Below are 25,778 nucleotides of genomic sequence, written 5' to 3' on the forward strand. Positions count from 1 at the left end.
CTGCGGGTCGAGTACCCCCTGGGGGAAGCGGCTAAAGATCGATTCGGAGGATCTCGGCGGTGGGGTTCGCGCCGCGTAGCTGGCGGACGCGGGTGACGTAGACCGCGGTGTCCGCGGCCGCGGTCGTGGTCAGCGTGTCGTGGACGCCCTTCGGCGGCCGCTCCCAGAGCGGCTTGTTGATGTGACCCTCGGCGGGGAAGCGCCCGGCCTCATGGCCCGAGTCACGGCGCGCGGTCGGCGTCGTCCCGTACAGGGCGCGGTCGCCGGAGACCTTGCCCGGGGCGAACGGGCCCGTCATGACCTGTTGACGCTTGTACGTCGCGCGCACATAGAACAGGCGACCGCCGAGCACCGACGGCCCGCGCAGCTCGGCCCGCGCCTCGCGCCGCAGGACCGTGCGCGTCCCGGTCGACAGGTCGTAGGTCTCGAGCCGCCCGCCGGCCTCGAACACCAGGATGCTGCCGGCCAGGCTCGGCCTGCCGACGTTGCCGAGCACGACCGCGGTCGGGGTCGCGGGCTGCGTGGGGTCCAGCGACGCGACGTACAGCGCGCCCGCCGCGCGCCATGCGACCCAGTACGTCGACACCGCGAGCGCGTCCGCGCCCGCGGCGGGGATCGTGGCGATGCCGTCGACGACGACGTTCGCCCCCACGATGTAGGCCAGCCGGCCGCCGCCGATGGCGGGATGGTTACCGGGCAGCGGCAGGACGCCGGCGGGCCCGCGGAGCTCCCCGTTCGCGCCTGGCTTGTGGAGCGCCTGGACCGCGCCGTCGACGCTGGGGTCGCTGTAGCCGACCGCCGTGACCTTGACCGCCGCTTGCGCGGGCGTGACGGCGAGGGCGAGCGCCGTGACCGTCAGCGCGAGCGCGTCGAGGAACCTGAGGCTGCGCAGGATGCGCGGGCGCTCGGCCATCGCCGCGTGCAGGCTCCCGCCGTTGGAAGGCGCCAGCGCGATCACCGGCAGCGCCCGCCCGGCGCCGAACGCGAGCCCGATCAGCACGCCGGTCAGCGGGTCGCCGAGCGCGACGCTGATCCCCGCGAGCGCCCACACGGCGAAGCTGAGGATGAAGGTCGTGAAGCCGAGCCCGAGCAGCACCCCGTACAGGCCCGCGGCGAGCGGCACCGGCATGACGCGGCGCCACGACTCCGGCACCTGCCGGCGCACCTGCGGCAGGATGCGCGCGCCGCGCGCCTCGAGCGCCGCGGCCGCCAGCGCGATCGCCGCGGCGACGAACGGCGCGTTCGCCCCGAGCTCGCGCCCGAGTAGCGCCAGCCCGCCGAACGTGACGACGCCGCCGACGAGCGCGCCGATCGCGAACGTCGCACACGCGATCGCGGTTGTCCGCAGTCGCCCCGCGTAGCCCTGCGGCGCGAGCGTCTCGACCATCGAGAACCCGCACGGCGACCACGCGCCCGTCACACCCGCGACGACCGCGGCGGCGACCACGATCGCGTTCAGCATTTGACCTTCGTGTCGTAGTACATGACGCAGAAGACCTTGCGGCCGTGGTAGCAGTAGCCCGTCAGCGCCTTGTCGCCGTTGACGCGATGCTTGACATAGCCGCAGCAGTCGACGAGCTTGCGCACCTTCCCGCCGCAGCAGCGGTACCAGGCGCCGTCGATGTGCGGCTTGAAGCCGTACTCGACCGCGGTCGCGTCGCACACGCGGGTGCGGGTCGCGTTGGGGAGCGGGGTGCCGTCGGCGTCGACGAGCACGTTGCCGTCCTCGTCGACCGGTGCGCCGGTGGCGTCGATGTAGCGGCCGAGGTCGTCGACCGGGCGTCCGTCGCGCGCCTTCAGCGGCAGGCCCTTGGCGTCGATCCGCGGGAGCCCGGTGGGGTGGTGGCAGCTGTCGGTCGTGTAGATGTGGCCGCAGAAGTGGTAGGCCTCGGCCTCGCCGGGCGCGACGAGGGAACCGACCGTGCGCGCGCCCGCGACGCCCATCACGGCTGCGCCGACGCGCGCCAGGAAGCCGCGCCGCGAGCTCGACTCGGCGACCGTGTCGGCGAGCTTTCCGCCGTTCATGCGCGGACCATGCGGCGCTCGGCGGCGGCGAGGACGGACTCGAGTTGCGCGCCGGTGTTGAACGTCCCCTTGGCCAGCACCGTCCCATCGCCGTCGAGGGCGACCGCGTACGGGCTGCCGGGGACGTCGGCGGCGGCCCACGCGTCGGCGTCGGCGACCTCGTCGAACCGCCGCAGGAGCACGCTCGGGTGGCGGCCGAACGCGTCGATCGCGGGCGACAGGACGCGGCACATGCCGCAGCCCTCGGAGGTGAAGACCGCGAGCCCGATCCGGCCCGGGCCGGCCGGGACGAGCGTCAGCCGCGCGCCGATCTCCGGTCCCTCGTGGTCGACCTCGAGCGCGCCCTTCGGGGCGACCGAGAGCCGCAGCATGCCGACCTCCCGCGCCAGCGCCAGCACGACGACCGCCAGGGCGATCAGGCCGAGGAACGCGACTGTGAGGCCGATCGCCAGCCATTCCTCGGTCGTCGGCTCGGTGCGCGGGAGCAGCGGCGCGAGCGCGAGCGCGGCGGCCAGCGCCGCGGCGCGGCCCGCCGAGGCCCTGCCGACCGTGCCCTTCGCTCCGAAGCACCCGCACGGCGCTCCGGTGCGCCCGCTGAGGATCGCGCCGACCTGGGCCGCGGTCGCCCCGGCCAGGAGCAGCGCGGCCGCGTTCGCGGCGAGCACGCTGCCCGCCGCGACTCCGACACCGAGGACGATCTCCGCCCCGCTCACGCCCGCCCACACCGCGTACGCCGCGCGCGGGTCGCGGAGGCCGTACGTGGCCAGCGCGGCCCGCGCCTGCGCGCCGCCCGCGAGCTTCAGCGCGGCGGCAGCGATCAGCGTGAGCCCCAGGGCGAGGCAGACGACGACGGAGACCATTGACCGCCGCGAAGCTAACAGGATCGGCGCGGGAGCCGACGCCGGTTCACCCTCACGTGCAGGTCTGGCGCACCCTCGTCTCCCCCGCCTTGACGCAGTACGGCACCGTCGTCGGGATCTTGCCCTTCTTGAGCACGAGCCGCGCGACCTTCGTGTTGAAGTTCGGCGCGCTCACCCAGACCTCGATCGTCTGCCCGGCGCGGAAGCGCCGCTGCGACTTCGAGAGCGAGCTGATGATGGTCGAGGCGCCCTTCTTGACCTTGCCCGCCTTCAGCGCCTTCGAGCGGAACGGGCAGCTCTTGCCCTTGCAGTAGATCCTGGCCTTCCAGCCCTTGGGGAACGCCTGTGTGACCTGCAGCGTCGTCAACGTCAACCGCGTGCCCTTGACGTCCCACTTGCTGACCACGCCGGAGGAGAGCGTCGGGAACGGCTCCGCCAGCCCGTCGCAGTTCTCGTCGAGGTTGTTGCCCTTGATCTCGGTGGCGCCGGGACGGATCGCGGCGTTGTCGTCGTTGCAATCGACGCCGGCGTTGAAGCCGTCGCGGTCCTTGTCGATCCCGGCCGGGTTCAGGGACGGCGAGACGACGTTGACCCGCACCGTCGCCGGCGGGCTGGCGACCCCGCGCGCCGGCGTCACGGCGCGGTAGGTGAAGGAGTCCACGCCCAGGAAGTTGCCGAACGGGTTGAAGAACACGGTGCTGTTGACGATCTCGCCGACCTGGCCGGCGGCGGGCGCGCCCACCTTCTCGATCGTCATCGTGTCGCCGTTGACGTCCGAGCAGTTGAGCAGGATCGACAGCGCGGTGTTCGCGGTCGTCGTCACGTCGACCGACTCGCACTGCGGCGCGAAGTCGCGAGTCAGCGTCGCGAGCATGCCGTAGTAGCTGGTCACGTAGACGTGCGGGGCGACCGGGTCGGTCGCGATCCGCATCCATTGGTCGGACACGAGCCCGAGGGTGAGGCACTGGCCTCCGCTGCCCGTCGCGGTGATGCAGCCGCGCGGACCCGGCCGCTGGGTCAGGGCGCTGGTCTCGGGGTCGCGCTTGAACGCCACCAGCGACTGAGAGCCGGCGCCCGCGGCGAGGACCTCGCTCCCGTCGGGTGTCACAGCGATGTCCCGGACGCTGGCCAGGCCCGCGGTCACCGGGGTGCAGCCGGGTGAGGCGCCGTAGCAGCCGGCCGCGACCAGCCGGCCGGAGGCCTCGCGCCGATACGCGGTCATTCCCGCCTCGCCGCCGACGTAGACCGAGTCGCCGCCCCGGGAGACCGTGGCGATGTAGCTGGTCGCCAGTCCGTCGTTGCCGTCGATGCAGCGCTGACCCGCGGTGCCGCTGGTTCCGTTCGAGCTGATGCAGGAGCCGGGCTGCTGCATCAGCGTCCCGTTGCCGGGATTGCGATTGAAGGTCGTGACCCCGCCAGGGGCCGTGAAGGCGACGTACACCTGCGATCCGTCGGGCGAGACCGCGGTCTTCCACCCGTCGCCGGCGAGGCCGTCCACGTTCGTGCAGTCGGCGACGTCGTTCTCGTTGAAGCAGCCGTCGAAGCGGGGCTTCTGCACGATCGTCGCGTTCTCCGTGCGGTCGAGCACCGCGAGGCCGTTGTTGCCGCGCACGTACACGTTGTGGCTGTCAGGGCTGACCGCCACGCTCTGGACCGACTGGCCGCCGGTCAGCGGCGTGCAGCCGGCCCCGGCACCGACGCAGTTGATGTATTGCAGGCCACCTGACGACGGCGTGCGCAGGAAGTTGAGGAGCGCGCCGTTGACCGTCGCCAGATAGACGTTCAACCCGTCCGGGCTGACCGCGACGTCCACCGCCCAATTGGGGTTGTCCGTGCCACCGACCTTCGTGCACGCCGCGCCGGAGTTCGTGGCGACGAAGCAGGCCTCGCTGCCGGGTCGCACCGACAGCACGCCCGTGCGCGGATTGCGGTCATAGATCTGCAACCCGGTGAAGGCGCCCGCGATTCCCACGCCCGCGTAGGCGTGGTTGCCGTCCGGGCTGATCGCGATTCCCACCGGGTTCGACGGCAGCCCCGCTGGGCAGCCGGCAAACGCCGTCTGTGCGAGGCACGCGTCGATGAACAGATCGCCGTCGGCGGCCCTCGCCTGGCTCGCACCCGTGCTCGCGATCACTGCGACGACCGCCGCTGCCACGGCGAGTCGCCTCCTACTCGAACCCCACATCAGCCCTCCGGATCCTTCCGCGCTAGCTCAGCCCCGGCGAGGACGGTACTGGCGCAGTTCGAAAAACGTCAAGCGTTCAGTTGCAGGTCTTCTTCGGCTTGGACTCGCCGGGGAGGACGCAGAACGGCTGCGTTGTGGGGATCTTGCCCTTTTTGAGCACGAGCCGCGCGACCTTCGTGTTGAAGCTCGGCGCGCTCACCCACACCTCGACGGTTTGTCCGGCCCGGAACTTCCGCTGCGCCTTGCTGAGCGACGAGATGATCGTCGACGCGCTCTTGGAGACCTTGCCCGCCTTGAGGTCCTTGGACTTGAACGGGCACTTGGAGCCCTTGCAGAAGATCCTCGCCTTCCAGCCCTTCGGGAAGACCTGCGTGACCTGCAGCGCGGTCAGCGTCAGGCTCGAGCCCTTCACGTCCCACTTGCTCGCGACGCCCGAGGTCAGGGTCGGGAACGGGTCGGCGAACCCGTCGCAGTTCTCGTCGATCCGGTTGCCCTTGATCTCGATCGCGCCCGGCCGGATCGCCGCGTTGTTGTCGTTGCAGTCCTGGCCGGCGAAGAAGCCGTCCTTGTCGGCGTCGATCCCGCCCGGGTTCGGCACCTGCGTCGGCGGCGGGTCGACGACGTTGAGCGTCGCCGTCGCGAGGTTCGAGGTCTGCGGCGGCGCCGTCGCGCGATACGTGAACGTGTCCGGGCCGACGTAGCCGCCGAACGGGTTGTAGAAGACCAGCCCGCCGGGATGGTCGATCGCGCCCAGGTTCGCCTTCCCCGGCGGATTCGGGACGGCGTAGGTCATCGGGTCGCCGTTGCGGTCCGAGCAGTTGAACGAGAACGCGAGCGAGGTGTCGCGGGTCACGGTCACGGACTGGTCCGGGCAGATCGGCGGGAAGTCGCGCTTGACGGTGACCGCCGCGCCCGAGCCGTCCTCGGACGTGCCGTACAGGTGATTCGCGCCGGCGAAGGTGACGTGGCCGTCGCCCTGGAGCGCGGTGTTGAGGACACAGCCCCCGGTCGCGGTCGTGACCGTGTTGTTGTCGAGCGCCGCGCCCGTGGTCGACACGCAGACCTCGTTGGTCGAGGTCCGCTGGGAGAGGTCGCCGGTCGCGGTGTTGCGGGCGAGCATCGTCAGGCCCTTGGGCACGGTCTCGATGCTGCCCACGAGGTCCTCCCCGTCCGGGGCGAGCGCGAGGTAGGTGAGCCCGGTGACGTTCTTGCCGGCGCTGCAGCCGCCGTTCCCGAGGTCGTTCACGCAGCTCCGGAAGGTCAGCAGGCCACCGTCGCCGCGGGTGAAGACCACCGGCCCCGCGGTCGTCGACACATACACGTGCCGGCCGTCCTGGCTCGCGAGCGCGGCGGCCGCGCCGGCCAGGCGCGCCATCACGGTGCACCCTCCCGCCGACGTGGTCCCGAAGCAGCTCTGGTTGCCGGGCTGCTGGCTGAGCGCGCCGTGGTTGACGCCGCCGTCGGTGTTGCGATCGAGCGTCACGACGATCGAAGCGCCGGCCGAGTACAGATTGGCGCCGTCCGGCGAGACCGAGAACTGGCGACCGCCGCTCGCGATCGCCGCCGACGTCGCGCAGTTCGCCGTCACCGCCGCGGTGATGCAGCCTGCGGTCGTGGTCAGCTGCGTGAGGTCGCCGTTCGCGGCGCGGTTGAACGTGGCGATCGTGCCGCTCGGCCCCGCATAGACCGTGCGCTGGTCCGGGCTGATGACGACGTCCCGTGCCCCGGTCAGCCCGCGCCCGGTCGTGCACCGGCCAGCGACGTTGTTCGACGCTCCATTCGAGCTGAAGCACTGTGCCCACGTCAACGAGCCGTTGCCGTCGCGACGGAACGTCGCGAGTGAGCCGTTCGCCACCGTCTTGTCGTCGTTGTAGTTCCACGACGCGACGTAGACGGACTTGCCGTCCTCACTGACCGCGATGCCGTCCGGGTTGTGCAACCCGCCTCTCACGCCCGTGCAGGTCGCGGTCGTCGTCGCCTCGTGCACGCAACCCGCGGCGGCGGCGCGCCGCGTCAGCGCCCCGGTGTCGGGGTTGCGGTCGAAGATCAGCACGGTGTCCGCGTTGAACGCCGTCCCGTACGCCGTCCTCCCGTCGGGCGCGACCGCGATGTTCCTCAGCCCACCCGCATCCGCGATCGTCGTGCACCCGGTCAACGCCGTCGCCCGCACACACGACATCCCCACCGGCCGCCAACTGTCCGCGAGGGCGAACGCGGGGACCAGGAAGCCGGCCCCGAGCACGACAAGAAGAACGAGACCACCCCTGACCAGCTTCATTGCGCCGGGACCGTAACCGGGCGCTTTAGCGCCCGCAAGCCCGATAGACGGACGGACGATGACGCCGAACGTCGCGGGCGCCGACCGAAGTCAGCGCCCAGACCTCGCTCAACTGCAGGTCTTTTGCACCTTCGACTCGCCGGGCTTGACGCAGAACGGCTGCGTCGTCGGGATCTTCCCCTTCTTCAGCACGAGCCGCGCGACCTTCGTGTTGAAGCTCGGCGCGCTCACCCACACCTCGAGCGTCTGCCCCGCCCGGAACTTCCGCTGCTTCTTGCTCAGCGACGTGATCACCGTCGAAGCACCCTTCGACACCTTGCCGGCCTTCAGGTCCTTGGACTTGAACGGGCACTTCGACCCCTTGCAGAAGATCTTCACCTTCCACCCCTTGGGGAACACCTGCGTGACCTGCAGCGCGGTCAACGTCAGGTTCGACCCCTTCACGTCCCACTTGCTCGCGACACCCGACGTCAACGTCGGGAACGGCTCCGCCAACCCGTCGCAGTTCTCGTCGAGGTTGTTGCCCTTGACTTCGATCGCCCCGGGCCGGATCGCGGCGTTGTTGTCGTTGCAGTCCTGGCCGGCGAAGAACCCGTCCTTGTCCGCATCGATACCGCCGGCCACAACCACCTGCCCACCCCCAGGCGGCGCAGGCGGAGGCCCAGCCACGTTGAGGCTCACCGTCGCCGTGTTGGAGACGACGTTGGGCCGCGTCGGAGTCGTCGCCCGGAAGGTGAATGAGTCGGCCCCGGTGAATCCGTTGAACGGGCTGTAGAACAGACTCGCGTTGTTGATCTCCCCGAGCAGGCCGGCGGCAGGCGCTCCGACCTTCTCGTACGAGAGGGCATCTCCATTCACATCAGTGCACGACAGCGGCACCGAGAGCGCCGTGTTGAATGCGACGTCGACGTTCGACGACTGGCAGACGGGCGCGAAGTCCCGATCGAACACGGCCACAGCGCCGGTCTGATTCGACCCCGCGTACAGGTTCAGGCCATCGTCCGCGACAGCGACCCCCGCGTACCCGGTCCCCGCGAACGGCGCGAACGTCTCGCAGAGTCCGCCGAGTCCGGTCGCGTGGACGCAACCCCGCGTGCCTGGACGCTGGGTCAGCGTCCCGTTGGCATTCCGTTGGAGGAAGGCGATGCCGCTGATGGAGTGCGAGACCAACTCGCTTCCATCCTTCGTGAATGCGAGGTTCACCGCATATTGGCCGACCGCTCGGCCATCCTTGCATCCACCTTCGGCGTTCTCGGTGACGCAGTCGAGGGTCGAGAGAAGCCCCGTCTCGAGGTTGCGTGAGAACGCGAAGACCCCGGCAGTGGCGCCGAGGTAGATGTATCGCCCGCTTGGGTCGATCGTGACCGCCAAGCCGTTCCCCATCGCGTCGTTCCCGTCCTTGCAAGTGTTGGCGACACCACTGGTCGAGCCGTCGGTGGTGATACAGCCGCCATCGGTCCCGACGCGCTGGAGAAGGCTGCCGTCAGAGAGGCGATCGAAGGTCGAAACGCCCCCGGGGCTCTGGATCGGGACGTACAACTGCTTCCCGTTGTCGTCCATGGCTAGTTCGAACCCGTTGCTACCGAGTCCGACGACGTCCTTGCACGTCGCGACCGCGGATTCGGTCAGGCAGCCGAGATCTCCGTTCTTCTGCGTCAGGGCCCCTGTGTCGACGTTCCGGTCGAACACGGCTAGACCGTCTGTGCCACGCACGTACGTCGAGCGCCCATCGGGTGACACGAGAACCGAGAAGAAGGTCGAGAGTCCGCGGACAGGAGTGCATCCCGGCACGCCGCCGAAGCATCCCGCGGCGCCCGCCTTCTGTGTCACCGCGCCAGTCGCCGCATTGCGATCGAACACCAGCAACGCATTCTGCGACGCCGAGTAGAGGTTCTTCCCTGCGCGGTCGATGGTCATGTTGTACGAGAACCCGGACCCCGTCACACCCGTGGTGCACTGCCCACTGTTGCCCGTCGTCGTCACGCAGGATCGTTGAGACAGCTTGCCGGTGGCCGGATCGACCGCATAGACAAGAACGCCGCTGCCGGCGGTTCCGGAACCCCACAGACCGACGTACAGGAAGTTGTTGTCCGGCGACAACGTGACGGCAAAGTTGTTGCTGCCCACTGTGCCCGCCGGACACGGGGCTGTGACCACACGCGCGAAACAGGAGTTGAAGTAGGCGTCTCCCTCGGCGGCATTGGAAGCTGCCGGGAGAGCAAGGCCGAGCAGCGTCGACGCTAGGGCGATTGCGAACGCCGCAGCCAACCTCCTCCGGAATGGGGTCGTGCTCGTCATCGCTCCTCCTGAGTCCTTCCGCGTCAGCGCCGTCCGTTCTGGATAGCGACGCTATCCGGGGGGTTTTCGCGCCGTCAACCCCGGATGGGCAGGTCACCCCACTGACTGGACGAGTGTTAGGTCACACAGGGGGTGCGGGTGCGGGAGTTTGGCGCGAGGCAGCGTTCGGTGATCGAGGGGCGGCGGTTGGCGCGGACCGTGAGGGTCTTGACCATGCCGAAGGCGCCGGGTTTGGTGACGGTCACCGTGAGGACCGTGCCGGCGCGCAGGGGCTTGCGGATGAATGGCTTGAGGGAGAGGACGCGCGGGGCGTTGGGCTTGGTGAACAGGCGAGTGGGGCAGCGTCGGCCCTTGCAGCGGACTTCGACGGTGGCGCCGGACGGGGTGCCCTTGACCTGGAGGCGGGTGAAGGTCGTGGATCGGGCCGCGGAGGGGAAGTCGAAGGCGATCGTGACCGCGATGCGGCTCGGGGGCGCCGCAAATGGCGGCGGCGGGACGAGAGCCGGAGCCGGCGTCGGCGCGGCGGGGGGCGACTGGGTGGGCGGGGCGAGGACCGTGATCGTGCCCGTGTTCGACCGGGTCAGTGGCGTGCCGTTGACGCCGGCGTTCGCCGAGCCGGTCAGCGTGACGCGGTAGTCACCGGGCGGCGTGCCGGGTGGGACGGTGACGGACACGGACGCCGCGGCGGTGCCGTTGGGCGGGACGACCAGCGTTCCCGGCACCGAGGCGGAGGCGGACGGCACCGAGGTGGTCGCGGACAGCGAGAGCGCACGGGCGCCGAGGCCGGCTCCGTCGGCGTTGCGGACCGCAAACCCGAGCGTCGCGGTCTCGCCGGGCGACACGGTTGCGGCATCGTCCGGGGGCGACACGCCGATGTCGCTCACGGCCTTGGTCAGATCCGAGGCGACGCCCCCGGCGAAGCCGGGCGAGTCGAAGCAGAGCGTGTGCGTCGTGTCGTTGCAGTTCACCGCCGCGGCGGGGCTCGCGCCCCCTGGGCCGGTGGCGCGGAAGCCGACCATCGGACGCCACCGGTACGGTCCGGCGAACGGCGCGCCGCCGGCACCGGGCGGAAGCGTGAACTCCGGCCGCAGCGAGGTGGTCCGGTCACCGGCGACCAGCGGGTCGAACGATGTCTCCGAGGAGAGGTAGCCCTCCCAGTGGAAGCCGGAAGCAGGCGGGAACGACTTTCCGAGCGCCGCGGTGTAGTCCGCATTGCGCGACATCGTCAGCTGCCCGTCCAGGCTGATGAAGCTCGCGGGCCCGACGCTGCCGTTCGGCACGCGGTAGCCGACCAGCAGCTGGCCGCGGCCGGCACCCTGCTCGTCGCCGTCGAAGCCGCCGTCGGGCTCGGCGGTCCCCTCGAACCCGCCGCGGACGGTCGGGTTGCACGAGCCGTAGGTGTCCTTGTCGCGGTCGGACACGCAGACGTCGACCAGGAGGGTCACGAACCCCGGCAGGCGGGTCTGCAGGGCGACCTGCTGTTTGATCGCCACGCACCCGCTGGACAACGCGGCGAGCGCACCGACGACGAGGACCAGCAGCAGTGAACGGGGTCGTGGCATCCCCCGCAAAGACGCGCCCGAGGGCGCGCCTATTCCTGACGCCTAAGCGCGGGTGAGCTTCTTGTAGGAGATGCGGTGCGGGCGGTCGGCCTCGGCGCCGAGGCGCTGGTGGCGGTGCTCCTCGTACGCCTCGAAGTTGCCCTCGAACCAGACGACCTGACTATCTCCCTCGAACGCCAGCACGTGGGTGGCGACGCGGTCGAGGAACCAGCGATCATGGGAGATGATCACCGCGCAGCCCGGGAAGGCGAGCAGCGCCTCCTCCAACGCACGCAGCGTGTCGACGTCCAGGTCGTTGGTGGGCTCGTCGAGGAGCAGCACGTTGCCGCCGCGGCGCAGCAGCTTCGCCAGGTGCACGCGGTTGCGCTCACCGCCGGAGAGCACGCCGACCTTGCGCTGCTGGTCGGAGCCCTTGAAGTTGAAGCCCGCGACGTACGCACGCGAGTTCAGCTCGCGGTCGCCGACCTTGATCGAGTCGTAGCCCTCGGAGATCTCTTCCCAGACGTTCTTCTCGGGATCGAGAGCGTCGCGGGACTGGTCGACGTAGGCCAGGTCGACGGTCTCGCCGAGCTTCAACGTCCCCGAGTCCGGCTTCTCCTCGCCCACGAGCATCCGGAAGAGCGTGGTCTTGCCCGCGCCGTTGGGCCCGATCACGCCGACGATCCCGGCCGGCGGGAGCGTAAACGAGAGATCCTCGATCAGGAGCCGGTCGCCGAAGCCCTTCTTCAGGTTCGCGACCTCGATCACCGTGCCGCCGAGCCGCTGCCCGGACGGGATGTGGATCTGGACCTCGTCGAGCTTCGCGTTGCGCTCCTCGGCCAACAGGGCCTCGTAGCGGTTCAGGCGAGCGCGCGACTTGGTGCGGCGGCCCTTGGGGTTGGTCCGCACCCACTCGAGCTCCTGCTTCAAGGTCCGCTGGCGGGCGCTCTCGGACTTCTCCTCGACCTCGAGCCGCTTCTGCTTCTGCTCGAGCCACGAGGAGTAGTTGCCCTTGAACGGGATCCCCATCCCGCGGTCGAGCTCGAGGATCCAGCCCGCGACGTTGTCGAGGAAGTAGCGATCGTGGGTGACGGCCACGATCGTGCCCTTGTAGTCCGCCAGGTGCTGCTCGAGCCACGCCACGGACTCGGCGTCCAGGTGGTTGGTGGGCTCGTCGAGCAACAGCAGGTCGGGAGCCGACAGCAGCAGGCGGGCCAGCGCCACGCGGCGCTTCTCGCCGCCGCTCAAGGACGTCACGTCGGCGTCGCCCGGCGGACAGCGCAGCGCGTCCATCGCCTGGTCGAGCATCGAGTCGAGCTCCCAGGCGTTGGCGGCGTCGATCTTGTCCTGGATGCGCGCGAACTCGTCCGCGGTCTCGTCGGAGTAGTTCATGGACAGCTCGTTGAAGCGGTCCAGCAGGTCGCGCAACTCCCGGACGCCGTCCTCGACGTTCCCGCGCACGTCCTTGGACTCGTCGAGCTGGGGCTCCTGTGACAAGAGCCCCACCGAAGCGCCCGGCGCCAGCGCCGCCTCGCCCCGGTAGTCCTTGTCGATCCCGGCCATGATCCGCAGCAACGTGGACTTGCCCGTGCCGTTGAGGCCCAGCACGCCGATCTTGGCGCCGGGGTAGAAGCTGAGATTGATGTCCTTGAGGACCGTCTTGTCCGGAGGGTGAGTCCGGCTCAGCTTGTACATCGAGTAGATGTATTCGCCTGCCATCGCGCCAGGCAGCATAGAAACCCGACCGTCGGGCGAATTCCGTCCTTAACAACTTGGACCATTGGTGGGTGCGGAATGTGGCAAGCACTGCCGATGATTCGGGCATGCGCCCCCTCATTGGCGTCACCACCTCGGAAATGCGGCCCAGCCGCCTTGCGACCACGCGCCGTCACGGCGAGCCTGCACACCCCGAGATGGCCTTGGGGATGACGTATCTCCGCACGCTCGACGCCGCCGGCGCGATCCCCGTCGTCCTGCCGCCGGTCGGCACGGACCACCTGCTTCCGCTGATCGAGCGCCTGGACGGCATCTGCCTGTCCGGGGGTCCTGACCTGGACCCCGGGGCGTACGGCGCGGACGAGCGGCACGTCGAGCTCGGGCCGACCGAGCCGAGCCTCGACGCCTTCGAGCTGAGCCTCCTGAAGCTCGCGCTCCCGCGCGGGCTGCCGATCCTGGCGATCTGCCGCGGCAGCCAGGCGCTCAACGTCGCCTGCGGCGGCACGCTGCACCAGCACGTCCCGGGCCACCGGCAGACCGAACTGGCGACGGAGGCCACGCACGAGGTGGAGATCGCGCCCCATACGCGCCTGCACCGCATGGTTCGAACCCGGACGCTGGGCGTGAACTCGTTCCACCACCAGGCGGTCGACCAGCTCGGCGAGGGCCTGCGGATCGCCGCGACGGCGCCTGACGGCACGATCGAGGCCATCGAGGGTGACGGCTTCGTCGTCGGCGTCCAGTGGCACGCCGAGACGATGGTGGCGCATATGCCGCTGTTCGAGGCCCTGGTTACGGCGGCTTCCCGTACCGAACTGCGCGCCGCCGCGTGACACTCTGGAGGGCGTGTCGGCCCTCACGTTGCGCGGCGTCGTCAAGCGCTTCGGCGATCTCACCGCTGTAAATCACCTGGATCTGGACGTCCCGGAAGGGACGTGCGTCGGCCTGCTCGGCCCCAACGGCGCGGGCAAGTCGACCACGATGCGGCTGCTGACCGCACAGGCGATCCCGGACGAGGGCGAGATCGTGATCCTCGGCCATCGGCTGCCGAAGGAGTCCAAGGTGGCGCGGGCGGCATGCGGCGTCGTGCCGCAGCTCGACAACCTCGACATCACGCTGACGGTCGAGCAGAACCTGCTCGTGTTCGCGCACCTGTACCGGGTCGAGCGCGGGGAGCGAAGGGCGGCGATCGAGCGCGCGCTCGCCATCGCGAACCTCACCGACCGCCGCGACACGAAGGTCGACAAGCTCTCCGGCGGCATGCGCCGGCGCCTGCTGATCGCGCGCGGCCTCGTGCACCGGCCGCGGCTCGTGCTGCTCGACGAGCCGACCGTCGGCCTGGACCCGCAGGTCCGCCAGGAGCTGTGGGCGCTGATCGACCTGCTGCGCAGCGAAGGCACGAGCATCCTGATGTCGACGCACTACATCGAGGAGGCCGAGCGCCTCTGCGACAGCGTGACGATCATGTCCCACGGCAGCGCGGTGGCCACGGGCCACCCGCGTGAGCTGGTCGCCGAGCACGCGGGCGCCGAGGCCGTCGAGATCTACGGGCCGCCGGCCAAGCTGGCCGAGGTCGAGCGCCAGGCGCGCGAGTCCGGCCTGAAGACGCGCCGGACCGGCACGAGCGTGTCCGTGCTCGGCGCCAACGGCAACGCCCCCGAGGGCGAGCGCCGGCCGACGAACCTCGAGGACGTCTTCGTGCTCCTGACCGGCGAGGAGATCGCATGAGCAGCAAGATCGGCCGCCTCGAGCGGCCGGCCCTGATGGGCGTCCTCGTCCGCGAGATCATCAACTTCAGCTCGTTCTGGCGTTCGAGCACCTTCAGCGCGACCGTCGAGCCGACGGTCTACCTGCTGGCGTTCGGGTTCGGCATCGGCAGCCTGGTCTCGAGCATCAACGGCCTCGACTACGTCGACTACGTCGGCACGGGCACCGTCGCCACCGCGGTGCTGTTCTCCAGCGCCTTCCCCGGCATGTTCGGGACCTTCGTCAAGTACAAGTTCCAGCGCACCTACGACGCGATCCTCGCCGCGCCCGTGGACACCGAGGAGCTGGTCACGGCCGAGGCGATGTGGATCGGCATCCGCGCCGGCACGTACGGCTGCGCGCCGATGATCGTCGCGATGTTCTTCGGCCTGGACCCGAGCTTCGGGATGCTGCTCGTCCCGTTCATCGGCTTCATCGCGGGCTTCGGCTGGGCCAACTTCGGCATCGCCGTCGCCGCGCGCATGCAATCGATCGACAACTTCAGCTACGTGATCAGCGCCGTGCTGACGCCGCTGTTCCTGGTCGCGGGCACGTTCTTCCCGATCGAAGGCCTGCCCGAGTGGGCCCAGGTGGTCGCGCAGATCAACCCGCTCTACCACCTGGTCCAGCTCGTGCGTGACGCGGTGATCTTCGGCCTCGGGGCCGCCGATCTCGTGCACCTCGGGGTGCTGATCGCGTTCGGCCTGCTGACGTGGCGGCTCGCCGTCCGCTGGCTCGCCGGCCGGCTGATCGACTAGCTCCGAGGCTCCCAGCGGAAGAAGCGGCGGGCGACGAGCGCGCCCGCCGCGGTCCAGCCCACCAGCGCCGCGCACGCCAGCAGCGGCATGCCGCCGCCGTCCCACGCGCCGCGGGTGAGCGCGGCGAGCGCCCCGCCCGGCGCGAGCACCTTCAGGACGGTCACGCCCTCGGCCGAGATCGCCCACGTCGCCCCCGCGATCGCGGCGAAGAAGAACGGCGTGATCGTGATCTGGGCGAGCTCGGCGCTCGCCGTGAACGCGGCGGTCGCCAACGCGATCGTCGCCGACATCGCCGCGCCGAGCACGAGCGCGGGCACGAGCAGCCACGGCCGGGGCGGCAGTGGGGCGCCGAACGCCACCGTGCACAGGACCAGGATCGCCGTCTGCGCCAACGCGAGCACGAACAGCGGCGCGAGCAGGCCCGTGAGGATCTCGGCGTCGCTCAGCTCCCCGCTGCGGAGTCGTTTCAACACGAGCTGGCGTTTGCGCGCCGCCAGCGAGGTGGTCGCCGTCGCGTAGACGCAGAACAGCAGCATCAGCACGAGCTGCATCGCGACGATGTTGCCCCAGGCTCCGTCGGTGTTGGTCGAGGCGAGGAAGACCCCGATCAAGAGCGGGAGCAGCAGCCCGGTCGCGGCGACGAGCCGGTTGCGGACGAGGATCCGGGCCTCGGCGCGCGCCAGGGTCAGGACGCGATTCATGCCGTCACCTCACGGAAGGCGTCCTCGAGCGAGCCGCAGCGGGCGTGCAGGCGCTCGAGCGTCACCTGCTCGCGGTCCGCCCAGGCCAGCAGGCGGCCCAGATCCGCCTGCAGGTCGTGGGTCTCGAGGATCACCTCGCCGAGCCGGCCCTCCACCCGCAGGGCCGCCAGCTCCGGCGGCAGCGCGACCTCGCGGAACGCGATCCGCGACGGGAGCCCCGCGGCGACCTCTCCGAGCGTCCCGTGGACGGCGAAGGCGCCGTCGCGCATGATCGCGACGCGATCCGCCAGCGCCTCCGCCTCCTCGAGATAGTGGGTCGTCAGCAGCACGGTCGTCCCGCGCGCCACCAGGTCCGACACGACCGCCCACGTGCGCCGGCGCGACTCGGGGTCCAGTCCGGTCGTCGGCTCATCCAGCAAGAGCAGCTCGGGGTCGCCGTGGATCGCCAGCGCCACCTCGAGCCGCCGCTGCTCGCCACCCGAGAGCTGCTCGACGCGCACGTCGCGCTTGCCCGTCAGCTCCAGCCGGTCCAGATCGGCCGCGACGTCCCCGCGCCGGCTGCCCAGCGCCGCCCACAGCTCAGCGGTCTCGCGCACGGTCAGCTCGCCCGCGAAGCCGCCCGTCTGGAGCATGATCCCGATCCGCGGGCGGACGGCGTCGCGCTCGCGCAGCGGGTCGTGGCCGAGCACCCGCACGTGTCCGCCGAACGGCCGGTGGTGGCCTTCGAGCGTCTCGACCGTCGTCGTCTTGCCCGCGCCGTTGGCGCCGAGCAGGGCGAACACCTCACCGCGCTCGACGCCGAACGAGACGCCGTCGACAGCCACGTGGTCGGCATACCGGCATTCCAATGCTTGGACTTCGATCACCATGCCGCCAGCCTCGCGGCGCGTCGTCGCGCCGGCTAGTGGCCGTGCGTCACCGGATCGTGTGCAGGTGTCATGACCTGCGCGGTAGGTGTCAGCCGACGGGCTAGATTCACCCCGTGGAAGGGACCGAAGCCGGCCTGCGCCTGATGCGGCGGGTGACCCAGTGGACGCTGATCGGCGTGGCGGCGCTGGCGATCCTCCTGCCGGCGGGCGATCTCGTCACCCGCGATCTCCCGCTTCCCGCGCTCGCCGGGCTCGCCGCCGGCCTGGCCTTCGTCGGCGTCGTCGAGTGGCGGCTGATGCTGGCGGGGATGGCGGGCTTCGAGGGCGTCACGCCGCCGGTGTGGCGCGTGGGCGCCGCCGCTGCGGTCGGGCTCGTTCTGTGGGGCGCGGCCGGCGCGGACGACCCCGCGCACTGGATGTGGGCGCTGCCGTTCGCGTCAGTCGTCGCCGGCTTCGCGTTCACGGTGCCCAGCCGGCGGCGCTACCTCGTCGTCGCGGGCGGGATCGCGGCGAGCTTCGTGGTCGGGTTCGCCGCGAGCGGCAACCCGTGGGCGGGCGTGTCCGGCGCATTGTGGGTCTTCACCTGCGCGCTGACGTGTGTCGCCCAGGTGTGGATCTGGGACGTGACGTTGCGTCTGGACCGGGCGCGCAAGGCCGAGGGCGAGGTCGCCGTGCTGCGCGAGCGGCTGCGGTTCGCCGGCGACCTGCACGACATCCAGGGCCACCAGTTGCAGGCGATCGCGCTCAAGGCTCAACTCGCGGCGCGGCTGATCGGCGTCGACGACGACCTCGCCCGCCGCCACGCGAACGACGCCCACGCGCTGGCGCTCGAGGCGCTTGAGGAGACGCGCGAGCTGGTGCAGGGCTACCGGCGCGTCGGGCTCGCGACCGAACTCGCGAACGCGGTGGGCATCCTCAAGGCCGCGGGCGTCGCCGCCGCGGTCGAGGGCACGCCTGAGGCCGTCCCGGTCGCGCTGCAGCCGCTGTTCGGCTCGCTGGTGCGCGAGGGGGCGACGAACCTGCTCCGTCATACGGTCGCCGAACGCTGCGAGATCGCGGTCGAGCGGGAGGGCGACGACGTCGTCGTCCGGATGGCCGACGACGGCGTGGCGCGGGCGCCGAGCGATGGCGACGGAAGCGGCGTCGCCGGGCTGCGGGAGCGCTTCGCCGCCGTCGGCGGGCGCGTCGACGCCGCGCCGCTGGCCGCCGGCGGCTTCGTCCTGACCGGCCGCGCGCCGCATCGGATCGCATGATCCGTCTGCTGCTGGCCGACGACGAGGACCTCGTCCGCGAGGCGCTCGCGACGCTGCTCGAGCTCGAGCCCGACTTCAAGGTCGTCGCGCAGGCGGGCGACGGCGAACGCGCGGTGGAGCTCGCCGCCGAGTACCAGCCGGACCTCGTCGTCCTCGACCTCGAGATGCCGGGGCTGGACGGCGTCGCCGCCGCGAGTCGCATCCTCGCGGCTCGCCGCGTCCCGGTCGTCCTGCTCACCCGCCACGCCCGCCCGGGCGTCCTGCGCCGCGCCCTCGCGGCCGGCGCCCGCGCGTTCGTCCCCAAGACCACGCCCGCGGATCGGCTCGCCCGCATCCTCCGCGACGTCCACGCCGGCGGCCGCTACGTCGACTCCGAGATCGCCGCGACCGCGCTCACCGAGGGCGCCTGCCCGCTGTCGGACCGCGGCTCGACGTCCTCCGCCACGTCCGTGACGGCGCCAGCGCGACGGCGATCGCCGAGCGCGTCCATCTCGCGCCCGGAACGGTGCGCAACTACATCTCCGCCGCGATGACCAAGCTCAACGCTCCCACCCGCGCCGAGGCGGCGCGGATTGCGTATGAAGAAGGGTGGATCTAGACCGGGGGACCCATGACGAAGGGCCCGTCGAGCACGCCGCGGACGCGACGCTGGACCTGCAGCTCGGTCTCGAGGTCGGCGATGTGGCCGAGGTGCTCGCTCTGGCGCCCGCGCAGCACCTGGGTGGCGAACAGCCACACGAGGCGCCCGTCGAGCTGGGTCCCGGCGACGTGGCGCAGCTCGGCCTCGGCCTCGGCCGCGGACATCTGCAGCCGGTAGGAGTCCGGCGCCGTCAACACGTCGTAGACCTCGGCCACGGCGAGGATGCGGGCGGTCATCGGGATGCTCTCGGCGGCGAGGCCGTCGGGGTAGCCGCGGCCGTCGATGCGCTCGTGGTGGGCGAGCACGGCGGCGGCGACCTCGCCCATGCCCTCGACGCGCAGCAGCAGCCGGGCGCCGTCGGCCGGGTGGCGCTCGATCAGGCGGCGCTCGGCCGGGTGCAGCTCCGAGCGGCCGATCAGGATGTGGTCCGGCAGCGCTTCCTTGCCGAGGTCGTGGACCAGGCCGGCGGTGTGGACGATCGCCTGCTCGCGCTCGGAGAGCCCGGCGGCGCGGGCGAGCTCGTGCGCGTAGTGCGCGACCGCCGCGGCGTGGCGGGCGGCCGACGGGTCGCGCAGCGCCAACGTCTCCAGCAGAAGCCCGAGCATCCCCTCGTGACGCACATCCAGCTGGTCGGTGCGTCGCTCGATCTCCTCGGAGTGCATCTGTCCTTCCAACAGCGCCCGCAGGAGCAGCTGGTAGACGCCGAGGGCGAGCGCGAACAGGCCGATGATCGCGGCGCCGTAGACCTCGAACCCGTAGACCGCCATCGCGGTCATCACGGCGGAGGCGATCTCCCACGGCAGCACCGGGATGAAGACCGTGCGCAGCATCTCGATCAGCGAGCCGCCGCGCAGCAGCCGCGTGTGGCCGGCGATCATCAGGAAGTTCAGGGCGTTCGCCGCGAGGAAGACACCGAAGACCGCGACCGCGAACCCGCCGGGGTCGATCCCGGCCTGCTTGAGCGAGTGCAGCGCGAGGCCGCCGAGCAACGGGAACGTCGTGTACGTCAGGAGGTTGTTCAGCAGGTAGGTGCCGCGCACGCGGCGGCGGGTGGAGTCCACCAGCGCCGAGGCGAGGCCCAGCGCCGCGGCCGGCGCGGGGCCGAGCAGCGCCATCGCCAGCACCAGGCCCGTGAACGAGCCGCCGATCCGGAAGCGCTTCGCGTCGAGCACGAGGATGTCCGAGCCGAGCACAAGCAGCGCGATCAGGCCCGTGAGCTCGATCGGCGTCCACTGCGCCTCGTCGGAGACGAGCACCGTCACGGCCAGCGCGAGCACCAGGAGCACGGCCTGGCCGATCGCCATCACCCGTCTGCGCCCAGCAAAAGGAACCCCGCCAGTGGGGGCACGGGTCCGTGCCGGGGCCGGTGCGTCGGCACCAGCTGCCGCCCTCACGACCGAGAGCGACCATATGACCAGCCCCAACCAGACGACGAGTGCGATCCAGACGATCACAAGGAGCAACTTAGTGCGTACCCGTGTGAAAGCGCAATCAGGCCCAGGCCTTAGTTGAGGTTCGGGCATGTTCCGGGACGCGAAAAGTCTTTTGTGCCTTATGTCGCATAAGGTCTCGACTTGCGGGTAATCAGGGCAGTGGCGAGGGTCAGCTCGTCGCTGGATACGCCAACGACCGACAGGGGGGTCACCATGGGTTGGCGGAACTAGTTCCGGGACATGCCGTGCCGGCCCGGCGGGCTGTGTAGGGGCCGCCGGGCCGGCAGCACCAAGAGTGCGCTGTACACACGCGTGTTACCGCCTGCTCGGTACCGTAAGAGGGTCATGCCGCAGGTGCTGGACATCGAACAGGCCGTGCTCCTCCTGGAGCTCGATCCACCGTTCGACAAGCGCGACGTCCAGCTCGCCCGCCGCAAGCTGGCCAAGCGCTGGCACCCGGACATCGCACCGCCCGGGAAGCAGCACGAGCACGAGCGCCATCTGAAGGCGATCAACGAGGCCGCCGATCAGCTGTCGGCGATCGCCGAGGAGTCGCGCGGGGGCAAGGTCTCCAAGAACGCGGTCAAGGTCGCCGCGGCGGCGGCGCGCAAGCGCCGCGCCGAGGAAGGCGCCCGCGCGTACGCGGAGGAGCAGCGCCAGCGGGCCCAGAACGCCGAGCAGCGCAAGCACGACCCCTTCGGTTCGCGCGTGCCCGACCACTCAGTGGTGCACCGCTACGCCCGCTGTCTCTCCTACCCCGAGTGGGGCGTCGGGAGCGTCAACGGCATCTATTTCACCGGTGGGGGCGACGACGTCCAGCAGTGGGCGCGGGTGTCGTTCAATGTCGGGATTCGCACCGTGCCCGCCGGTTCGCTGCAGTTCGTCGACTTCTCCAAGCCCGACCCGGGCGCCGAGCGGGTGGCGCGGTTCATGACCGCCGCCAAGCACGCGCTCGCCGAGGGGGACTTCAAGCTCGCCGCCCGCCGCCTGGTCTTCGCGCGCGACGCCGAGCCCGGCAACCCCGCGGTGCTGCGGCTGATGACGCTCGCGTTCTGGCAGGCGGGCGACTACAGCGCGGCCGCGCGCTCCGTGCGCGACTGGATTCGCTCCGAGCCCGAACGCCCCGCCCCGTACCGCTACGCCGCGCGCATCTACGAGAGCATGGGGTCGCTGTCGCAGGCCGTCGACGCCGCCGAGCGCGAGACCCAGCACGCGCCCAATGACGGCACCGCCTGGGAGCGCCTGGGCCGGCTGCGGCTGCGCCGCTTCGATCGCGAGGGAGCGCGCGAGGCGCTCGAACGCGCCCGCGCGACCGAGCCGTCCGTCGAGGGCCTGCTGGATCTCGCGCTGGTCGCGAACCTCTCCGGGGACACCGGTGCCGAGGTCAGCGCGTGCGAGCAGGCGACGGTGCTCGCGCCCGACTCCGAGGTCGCCTGGGCGCGGCTCGCCCATGCGCTGGCGCGCACGGATCGGATCAGCGACTGCCTCGAGGCATGTGAGCGCGCACTCAAGCTCGCCGATGACCCGGAGGTCCGCGACCTGCGCGAACAGGTCGCCCGTCTCACCCCACGCGAGCTCGCCGCCTGAGTCCTTAGTGCGACGTCCGGAGCTCGTGCTCCGGGAGCAGGAACGACAGCACCACGATCAGCGCCGCGAGCGGCACGATGGCCACGAACACGGCGTGGGTCGCGTGTTCGAGGCCGCCGGCGACGAGCCGCGCGGTCAGCAGCGCGCCGAGGCCGGCGACGGCGAGGCTGCCGCCCATCGACCGGAAGAACTGGATCGCGGCCGTCGCGACGCCGATCTCGGTCATCGAGACCCGGTTCTGGGTCGCGATCACGAAGGTCTGGAACATCGTGCCCATGCCGAGGCCGACGATCGTGAGGTCGAGCGTGACGAGCACTCGCGAGCTGTCGCCGTCGAGCAGCGTGAGCAGGATGCAGCCGACGAGCACGAGGATCGAGCCGACGATCGGGAAGACCTTGTAGCGGCCGGTGTTGGAGATGTACCGGCCGGACGCGAAGCTCGCGGCCACCCAGCCGAAGCTGAGCGGGATCAGCACCACGCCGGACGAGGTGGCCGAGGAGCCGAGCACGCGCTGGACGTAGACCGGGACGTAGATCGTGATCCCGAACAGCACGCCGCCGATCAGCAACGCGGCGGCGGTCGAGACGCTGAACGTCCGGCCGCGGAAGAGGTCGAGCGGCAGGAGCGGCTCTCTCGCGTGGCGCTCGAGCAGGGCGAACACGGCGAGGCCGACGATCCCGATCGCGCCGGCGGCGAGCACCTGCGCCGAGTTCCACGCGTAGCTCGTCCCGCCCCAGGCGGCGGCGAGCAGGATCGCGGTCACGCCGACGCTGAGCGCGGCCGCGCCCGCGTAGTCGATGCTGTGCTCGCGCGGGACGTGCTGGATGTGCATCGTCTTCACGACGACGGCCAGCGCGAGGATGCCCAGCGGCAGGTTGATGAAGAAGATCCAGCGCCAGCTCGCGCTGTCGGTGAGCGTCCCGCCGAGCAGCGGTCCGGCGATCGCCGCGGTCGCCCACATCGCGCCGATGTAGCCCTGGTAGCGGCCGCGCTCGCGCGGGCTGAAGAGGTCGGCGATCGCCGCCTGGCTGAGCGGGATCAGGCCACCGGCGCCGACCCCCTGCAGGGCGCGGAAGGCGATCAGCTGCCCCATCGACTGCGCGAACCCGCAGAGCGCGGAGCCGACCAGGAAGATCGTGATCGCGACGACGAACAGGCGCCGGCGCCCGTAGAGGTCGCTCAGCTTGCCGTAGAGCGGGACGGTGACCGTGGTCGACAGCAGGTACGCGGTGACGACCCAGCTGAGGTCGTCGAACCCGTTGAGGTCGTCGGCGATCTCGGGCAGCGCGGTGGCGACGATCGTCTGGTCGAGCGCGCTCAGCAGCGTGGCGAGCATGATCGCCCCGAACGCGACCAGGATCTGCCGCTGCGACCGAGTTTCGGTGGTCATCGAACCACCGAGGGTAGCCCGGGGCAAAGATAGGGGGCGTTTCCCTATTTACGCGGGGTCAGAACGTCGCCAACCTCGGCGTGGTGAAGATCCTCCCCACCCTCATCGGCGCCGTCGTCCTGGCCGGCGCCCTCACCTCCACCGCCGGCGCGACCTCCTACCCGGTGCTGCCGCCGAAGGTTCCCGCCGAGATCCAGCCCGAGGCGGGCAACGTGCCGTTCGAGGTCGGCCACGCGCTCGGCGTGCAGATCTACCAGTGCAACGGCACCGCGTGGACCTTCGTCGAGCCGAAGGCCGTGCTCGTCACCAACCGCCTGCAGATCATCAACCACTTCGCCGGGCCGACCTGGCAGCACCAGGACGGCAGCTCGGTCGTCGGCGCGCTCGTCAAGCCGGTCACGGTCGACCCGAAGTCGATCCCGTGGCTGCTGCTCTCGGCCAAGACGACGACGGCCGGCAAGTTCGGCAACCGGCTGACGCAGACGACGTTCATCCAGCGCATCAACACGCGTGGTGGTCTCGCGCCCGACGCCTCGACGTGCACCGCGGCCAACGCGGGCGCCAAGAAGGAGATCCCCTACACGGCGGACTACTACTTCTGGCGCAAGGCCTGAAGCGCCGCGTCCAACTCCAGCAGCGCATGATCGAACGCGTCGTCCGGCTCCGGCCAGGCGGCGCGTTCGTCGTATTCGAACGGCCTTCCCGCGTTCGCCCGCCGCAGCGCGCCGACGTCGCGGGCGAGTTGGCCGAGCCGGCGTCGCGCCCGGGCCCGCCGCTCGTGCGCCGCCGCCGCGATCGTCCTTGCCGGGGCGAGACAGGCGTGCATCGCCTCGATCGCCTGCGCGCGGCGGATCGTGCGCAGCGGCGGCGCGATCTGCTCGAGCGCGTCGACCGCGCCGTCGAACCGGTGCGCCGCGCCGTCGTGGCCCGCGAGCACGTCGCTGAGTGCAGCGAGCGCGTCCGCCAGCCGCCGGCGCAGCACGTCGCTCGTCCGGACCGGCAGGACGAGCCACGAGACGGCGACGCCGATCGCCGCGCCGAGCAGGATCCCGACGAGCCGCTCGCCGAGCGCGCCGGTGACGCCGAAGTACCCGTTGAGCAGCGCGAGCACGGCGGTGATCCCCGCCGCCCAGTACGCGTAGCTGAGCGTCCGCAACAGCACCGCCACGCCGAGCACGACGAAGATCGCGACCACGGTCGCGGGTGAGCCCGCGCGGATGTGGCCGGCGACCGCGGTCGCCGCCGCCGTCCCGCCGAGCGCGCCGACGAGCCTGAGCCCGCTCTTGTGCACGACGTCGCCCCGCCCACGGTTCCCGCTGCACACGATGAACGCGGTCAGCACGACCCAACTCCAGTGGGTGGGGAAGAGCGCCCGCCCGAGCGCGAACGCCACCGCGAGCGCAAGCGCCATCTGCACGGCCATCCTCGTGCTCGCCAAACCTAAAGGCGGCCTGGCCCTCTTTAGATTCGCGGGCGCGGTGCGAGGTGCCGAATGCCGCGCTCGGCCTGGGTTCTCGTCGCCCAAACCTAAAGGCGGCCTGCTCCTCTTTAAGTTCGTCCAGGCCAGGGCGATGAGGGCGATCACCGGTGCCCAGAGGGTTGGGTCGCCGCCGCCGACGGCGGGCGTGGTGAGGAGGGCGATGAACGGGAGGGCGACGAGGGTGCCGGCGCGGGCCGCTGCGGGGCCGAAGCGGCGGAGGTAGATCGAGCCGCCGATCGCGGCGACGAAGAGGGCGTCGCCCGCGTCGGGGTGTGAGATCAGCAGGTGGCCGACGCCGCTCGCCGCGATCGCGACCAGCGGGAGGACGACGAGCGTGCGGACGCGATGGGCGCGGTCGGTGCCGCGTTGGGTCCGGTCGAGTGTGAGCGTCAACACGACCGCCAGGACCATCAGCTGCGCGTGCTGGTGGGTGAGGTGGGCGAGCAGCAGCGCGGTGCCGTACGCGCCGAGGACGGCGAGCATCGTGCCCGCGGCGGCCTTCGGATCAATCCTACGCACAACGTACGATTGAGCGGCCATGAGCAGTGAGTCTAGCGCTAAAGATGTACGCGAAGACGTAGTATCCGACCTGCGGCGTGGGACTCTGCGCCTCGCGCGCCGGCTGCGCGCCGAGCGTCCCGCGGGTGCGCTGAGCAACAACAAGGTGCGCGTCCTCGCCCACCTGCGCCACGCCGGACCGAGCACGCCGGGCGCGATCGCCGAGGCCGAGGCGCAGCGTCCGCAATCGCTCACACGCGTCTTCACGGAGCTCGAGCGCGCGGGGCTGATCATCCGCACCCGCTCGACCGAGGACCGCCGCGCGAGCGTGCTGGCGATCACGCGCGACGGTCTCGACGCGCTCGCCGCCGACATGGCGGACCGCGACGCCTGGCTGCGTGAAGCGCTCGCCGCCGACCTCACCGAGGCGGAGGTGCAGTTGCTCGCGATCGCGGGCCGGCTGATGGATCGCATCGCCTCGGCACCACGATGATGTTGACATGGCACCAAAGTGATGCCA

Annotated in this window: 20 protein-coding genes and 1 pseudogene; 8 read left to right on the forward strand and 13 right to left on the reverse strand. The window is 71.0% G+C overall.

Features of this window, described 5'->3' with window-relative positions:
* Positions 1-31: 31 nt before the first annotated feature.
* From G569_RS0108240 to ettA, 8 genes are all read right to left on the reverse strand, one after another.
* Positions 32-1,462: a hypothetical protein gene (locus G569_RS0108240; protein WP_028063060.1), complete on the reverse strand. Its 1,431-nt coding sequence runs from the start codon at positions 1,460-1,462 to the stop codon at positions 32-34.
* Positions 1,456-2,025 carry a hypothetical protein gene (locus G569_RS0108245; protein ID WP_028063061.1) on the reverse strand — a complete coding sequence of 190 codons (570 nt, stop codon included), beginning with the start codon at positions 2,023-2,025 and terminating at the stop codon, positions 1,456-1,458. Before G569_RS0108245 ends, G569_RS0108240 begins: the two co-directional genes overlap by 7 nt.
* Positions 2,022-2,885 carry a MauE/DoxX family redox-associated membrane protein gene (locus G569_RS46610; protein ID WP_037495305.1) on the reverse strand — a complete coding sequence of 288 codons (864 nt, stop codon included), beginning with the start codon at positions 2,883-2,885 and terminating at the stop codon, positions 2,022-2,024. Before G569_RS46610 ends, G569_RS0108245 begins: the two co-directional genes overlap by 4 nt.
* 52 nt (positions 2,886-2,937) lie before the next feature.
* Positions 2,938-5,040, reverse strand: a complete 2,103-nt coding sequence (locus G569_RS64510) for a MopE-related protein (protein WP_037495308.1) — start codon at positions 5,038-5,040, stop codon at positions 2,938-2,940.
* Positions 5,041-5,146: 106 nt separating this feature from the next.
* Positions 5,147-7,348 (reverse strand): MopE-related protein, encoded by a 2,202-nt coding sequence (locus G569_RS0108260; protein ID WP_084284473.1) that lies wholly within the window; start codon positions 7,346-7,348, stop codon positions 5,147-5,149.
* A 108-nt stretch (positions 7,349-7,456) separates the two neighbouring features.
* Positions 7,457-9,646, reverse strand: coding sequence for a MopE-related protein (locus tag G569_RS0108265; protein ID WP_084284475.1), 2,190 nt, complete (start codon positions 9,644-9,646; stop codon positions 7,457-7,459).
* A gap of 116 nt (positions 9,647-9,762) precedes the next feature.
* Positions 9,763-11,208 (reverse strand): COG1361 family protein, encoded by a 1,446-nt coding sequence (locus G569_RS0108270; protein ID WP_028063065.1) that lies wholly within the window; start codon positions 11,206-11,208, stop codon positions 9,763-9,765.
* Between the two features lie 42 nt (positions 11,209-11,250).
* Positions 11,251-12,906, reverse strand: coding sequence for an energy-dependent translational throttle protein EttA (gene ettA, locus G569_RS0108275; protein WP_028063066.1), 1,656 nt, complete (start codon positions 12,904-12,906; stop codon positions 11,251-11,253).
* Positions 12,907-13,010: 104 nt separating this feature from the next.
* On the opposite strand from ettA, the gene G569_RS0108280 reads away from it, so the two are divergent.
* The 3 genes from G569_RS0108280 to G569_RS0108290 are packed head-to-tail and all read left to right on the forward strand — an operon-like array spanning position 13,011 to position 15,407.
* Positions 13,011-13,736 carry a gamma-glutamyl-gamma-aminobutyrate hydrolase family protein gene (locus tag G569_RS0108280; RefSeq protein ID WP_028063067.1) on the forward strand — a complete coding sequence of 242 codons (726 nt, stop codon included), beginning with the start codon at positions 13,011-13,013 and terminating at the stop codon, positions 13,734-13,736.
* A 13-nt stretch (positions 13,737-13,749) separates the two neighbouring features.
* Entirely contained in the window at positions 13,750-14,631 is an 882-nt protein-coding gene (locus G569_RS0108285) for an ABC transporter ATP-binding protein (protein ID WP_245602448.1), read from the forward strand.
* On the forward strand, positions 14,628-15,407 hold the full coding sequence (locus G569_RS0108290; protein WP_028063069.1) for an ABC transporter permease: 780 nt from the start codon (positions 14,628-14,630) through the stop codon (positions 15,405-15,407). The genes G569_RS0108285 and G569_RS0108290 overlap by 4 nt, the downstream gene beginning before the upstream one ends.
* On the opposite strand, the gene G569_RS0108295 is transcribed toward G569_RS0108290, so the two are convergent.
* A complete protein-coding gene (locus G569_RS0108295) occupies positions 15,404-16,108 on the reverse strand; it encodes an ABC transporter permease (protein WP_028063070.1) in 705 nt (234 codons plus the stop codon). The two genes, G569_RS0108290 and G569_RS0108295, sit on opposite strands and share 4 nt — an antisense overlap.
* The gene (locus G569_RS0108300) at positions 16,105-16,977 is read right to left on the reverse strand and encodes an ABC transporter ATP-binding protein (protein WP_037495314.1); all 873 of its coding nucleotides are present in this window, start codon (positions 16,975-16,977) and stop codon (positions 16,105-16,107) included. The genes G569_RS0108295 and G569_RS0108300 overlap by 4 nt, the downstream gene beginning before the upstream one ends.
* Before the next feature lie 113 nt (positions 16,978-17,090).
* Here G569_RS0108300 and G569_RS57515 point away from each other — a divergent pair, with 113 nt between their 5' ends.
* Entirely contained in the window at positions 17,091-18,230 is a 1,140-nt protein-coding gene (locus G569_RS57515; protein WP_053226043.1) for a sensor histidine kinase, read from the forward strand.
* Positions 18,227-18,828 (forward strand): annotated as a pseudogene (locus tag G569_RS46620) (response regulator transcription factor). The gene G569_RS57515 and the pseudogene G569_RS46620 overlap by 4 nt, the downstream one beginning before the upstream one ends.
* Here G569_RS46620 and G569_RS0108315 read toward each other — a convergent pair.
* Complete coding sequence (locus G569_RS0108315) at positions 18,825-20,174, reverse strand: HD-GYP domain-containing protein (protein ID WP_028063072.1); 1,350 nt, start codon at positions 20,172-20,174, stop codon at positions 18,825-18,827. The pseudogene G569_RS46620 and the gene G569_RS0108315 sit on opposite strands and share 4 nt — an antisense overlap.
* Positions 20,175-20,648: 474 nt before the next feature.
* On the opposite strand from G569_RS0108315, the gene G569_RS0108320 reads away from it, so the two are divergent.
* Positions 20,649-21,890 (forward strand): J domain-containing protein, encoded by a 1,242-nt coding sequence (locus tag G569_RS0108320; protein WP_028063073.1) that lies wholly within the window; start codon positions 20,649-20,651, stop codon positions 21,888-21,890.
* Positions 21,891-21,894: 4 nt separating this feature from the next.
* Here the strand turns inward: G569_RS0108320 and G569_RS46625 are convergent, their stop codons facing one another.
* The gene (locus tag G569_RS46625; protein ID WP_053226044.1) at positions 21,895-23,280 is read right to left on the reverse strand and encodes an MDR family MFS transporter; all 1,386 of its coding nucleotides are present in this window, start codon (positions 23,278-23,280) and stop codon (positions 21,895-21,897) included.
* An 83-nt stretch (positions 23,281-23,363) separates the two neighbouring features.
* Between G569_RS46625 and G569_RS0108330 the strand changes: the two genes are divergently transcribed.
* Positions 23,364-23,894 carry a DUF3455 domain-containing protein gene (locus G569_RS0108330; RefSeq protein WP_169542100.1) on the forward strand — a complete coding sequence of 177 codons (531 nt, stop codon included), beginning with the start codon at positions 23,364-23,366 and terminating at the stop codon, positions 23,892-23,894.
* Here G569_RS0108330 and G569_RS0108335 read toward each other — a convergent pair.
* Positions 23,873-25,279 (reverse strand): FUSC family protein, encoded by a 1,407-nt coding sequence (locus G569_RS0108335; protein ID WP_157591899.1) that lies wholly within the window; start codon positions 25,277-25,279, stop codon positions 23,873-23,875. The genes G569_RS0108330 and G569_RS0108335 overlap by 22 nt on opposite strands.
* A gap of 19 nt (positions 25,280-25,298) precedes the next feature.
* On the opposite strand from G569_RS0108335, the gene G569_RS0108340 reads away from it, so the two are divergent.
* Entirely contained in the window at positions 25,299-25,751 is a 453-nt protein-coding gene (locus G569_RS0108340; RefSeq protein WP_028063076.1) for a MarR family winged helix-turn-helix transcriptional regulator, read from the forward strand.
* The last annotated feature ends 27 nt before the right edge of the window (positions 25,752-25,778 follow it).

Origin of the sequence: Solirubrobacter soli DSM 22325 (assembly GCF_000423665.1) — a bacterium.
Taxonomy (GTDB): Bacteria; Actinomycetota; Thermoleophilia; order Solirubrobacterales; family Solirubrobacteraceae; genus Solirubrobacter; species Solirubrobacter soli.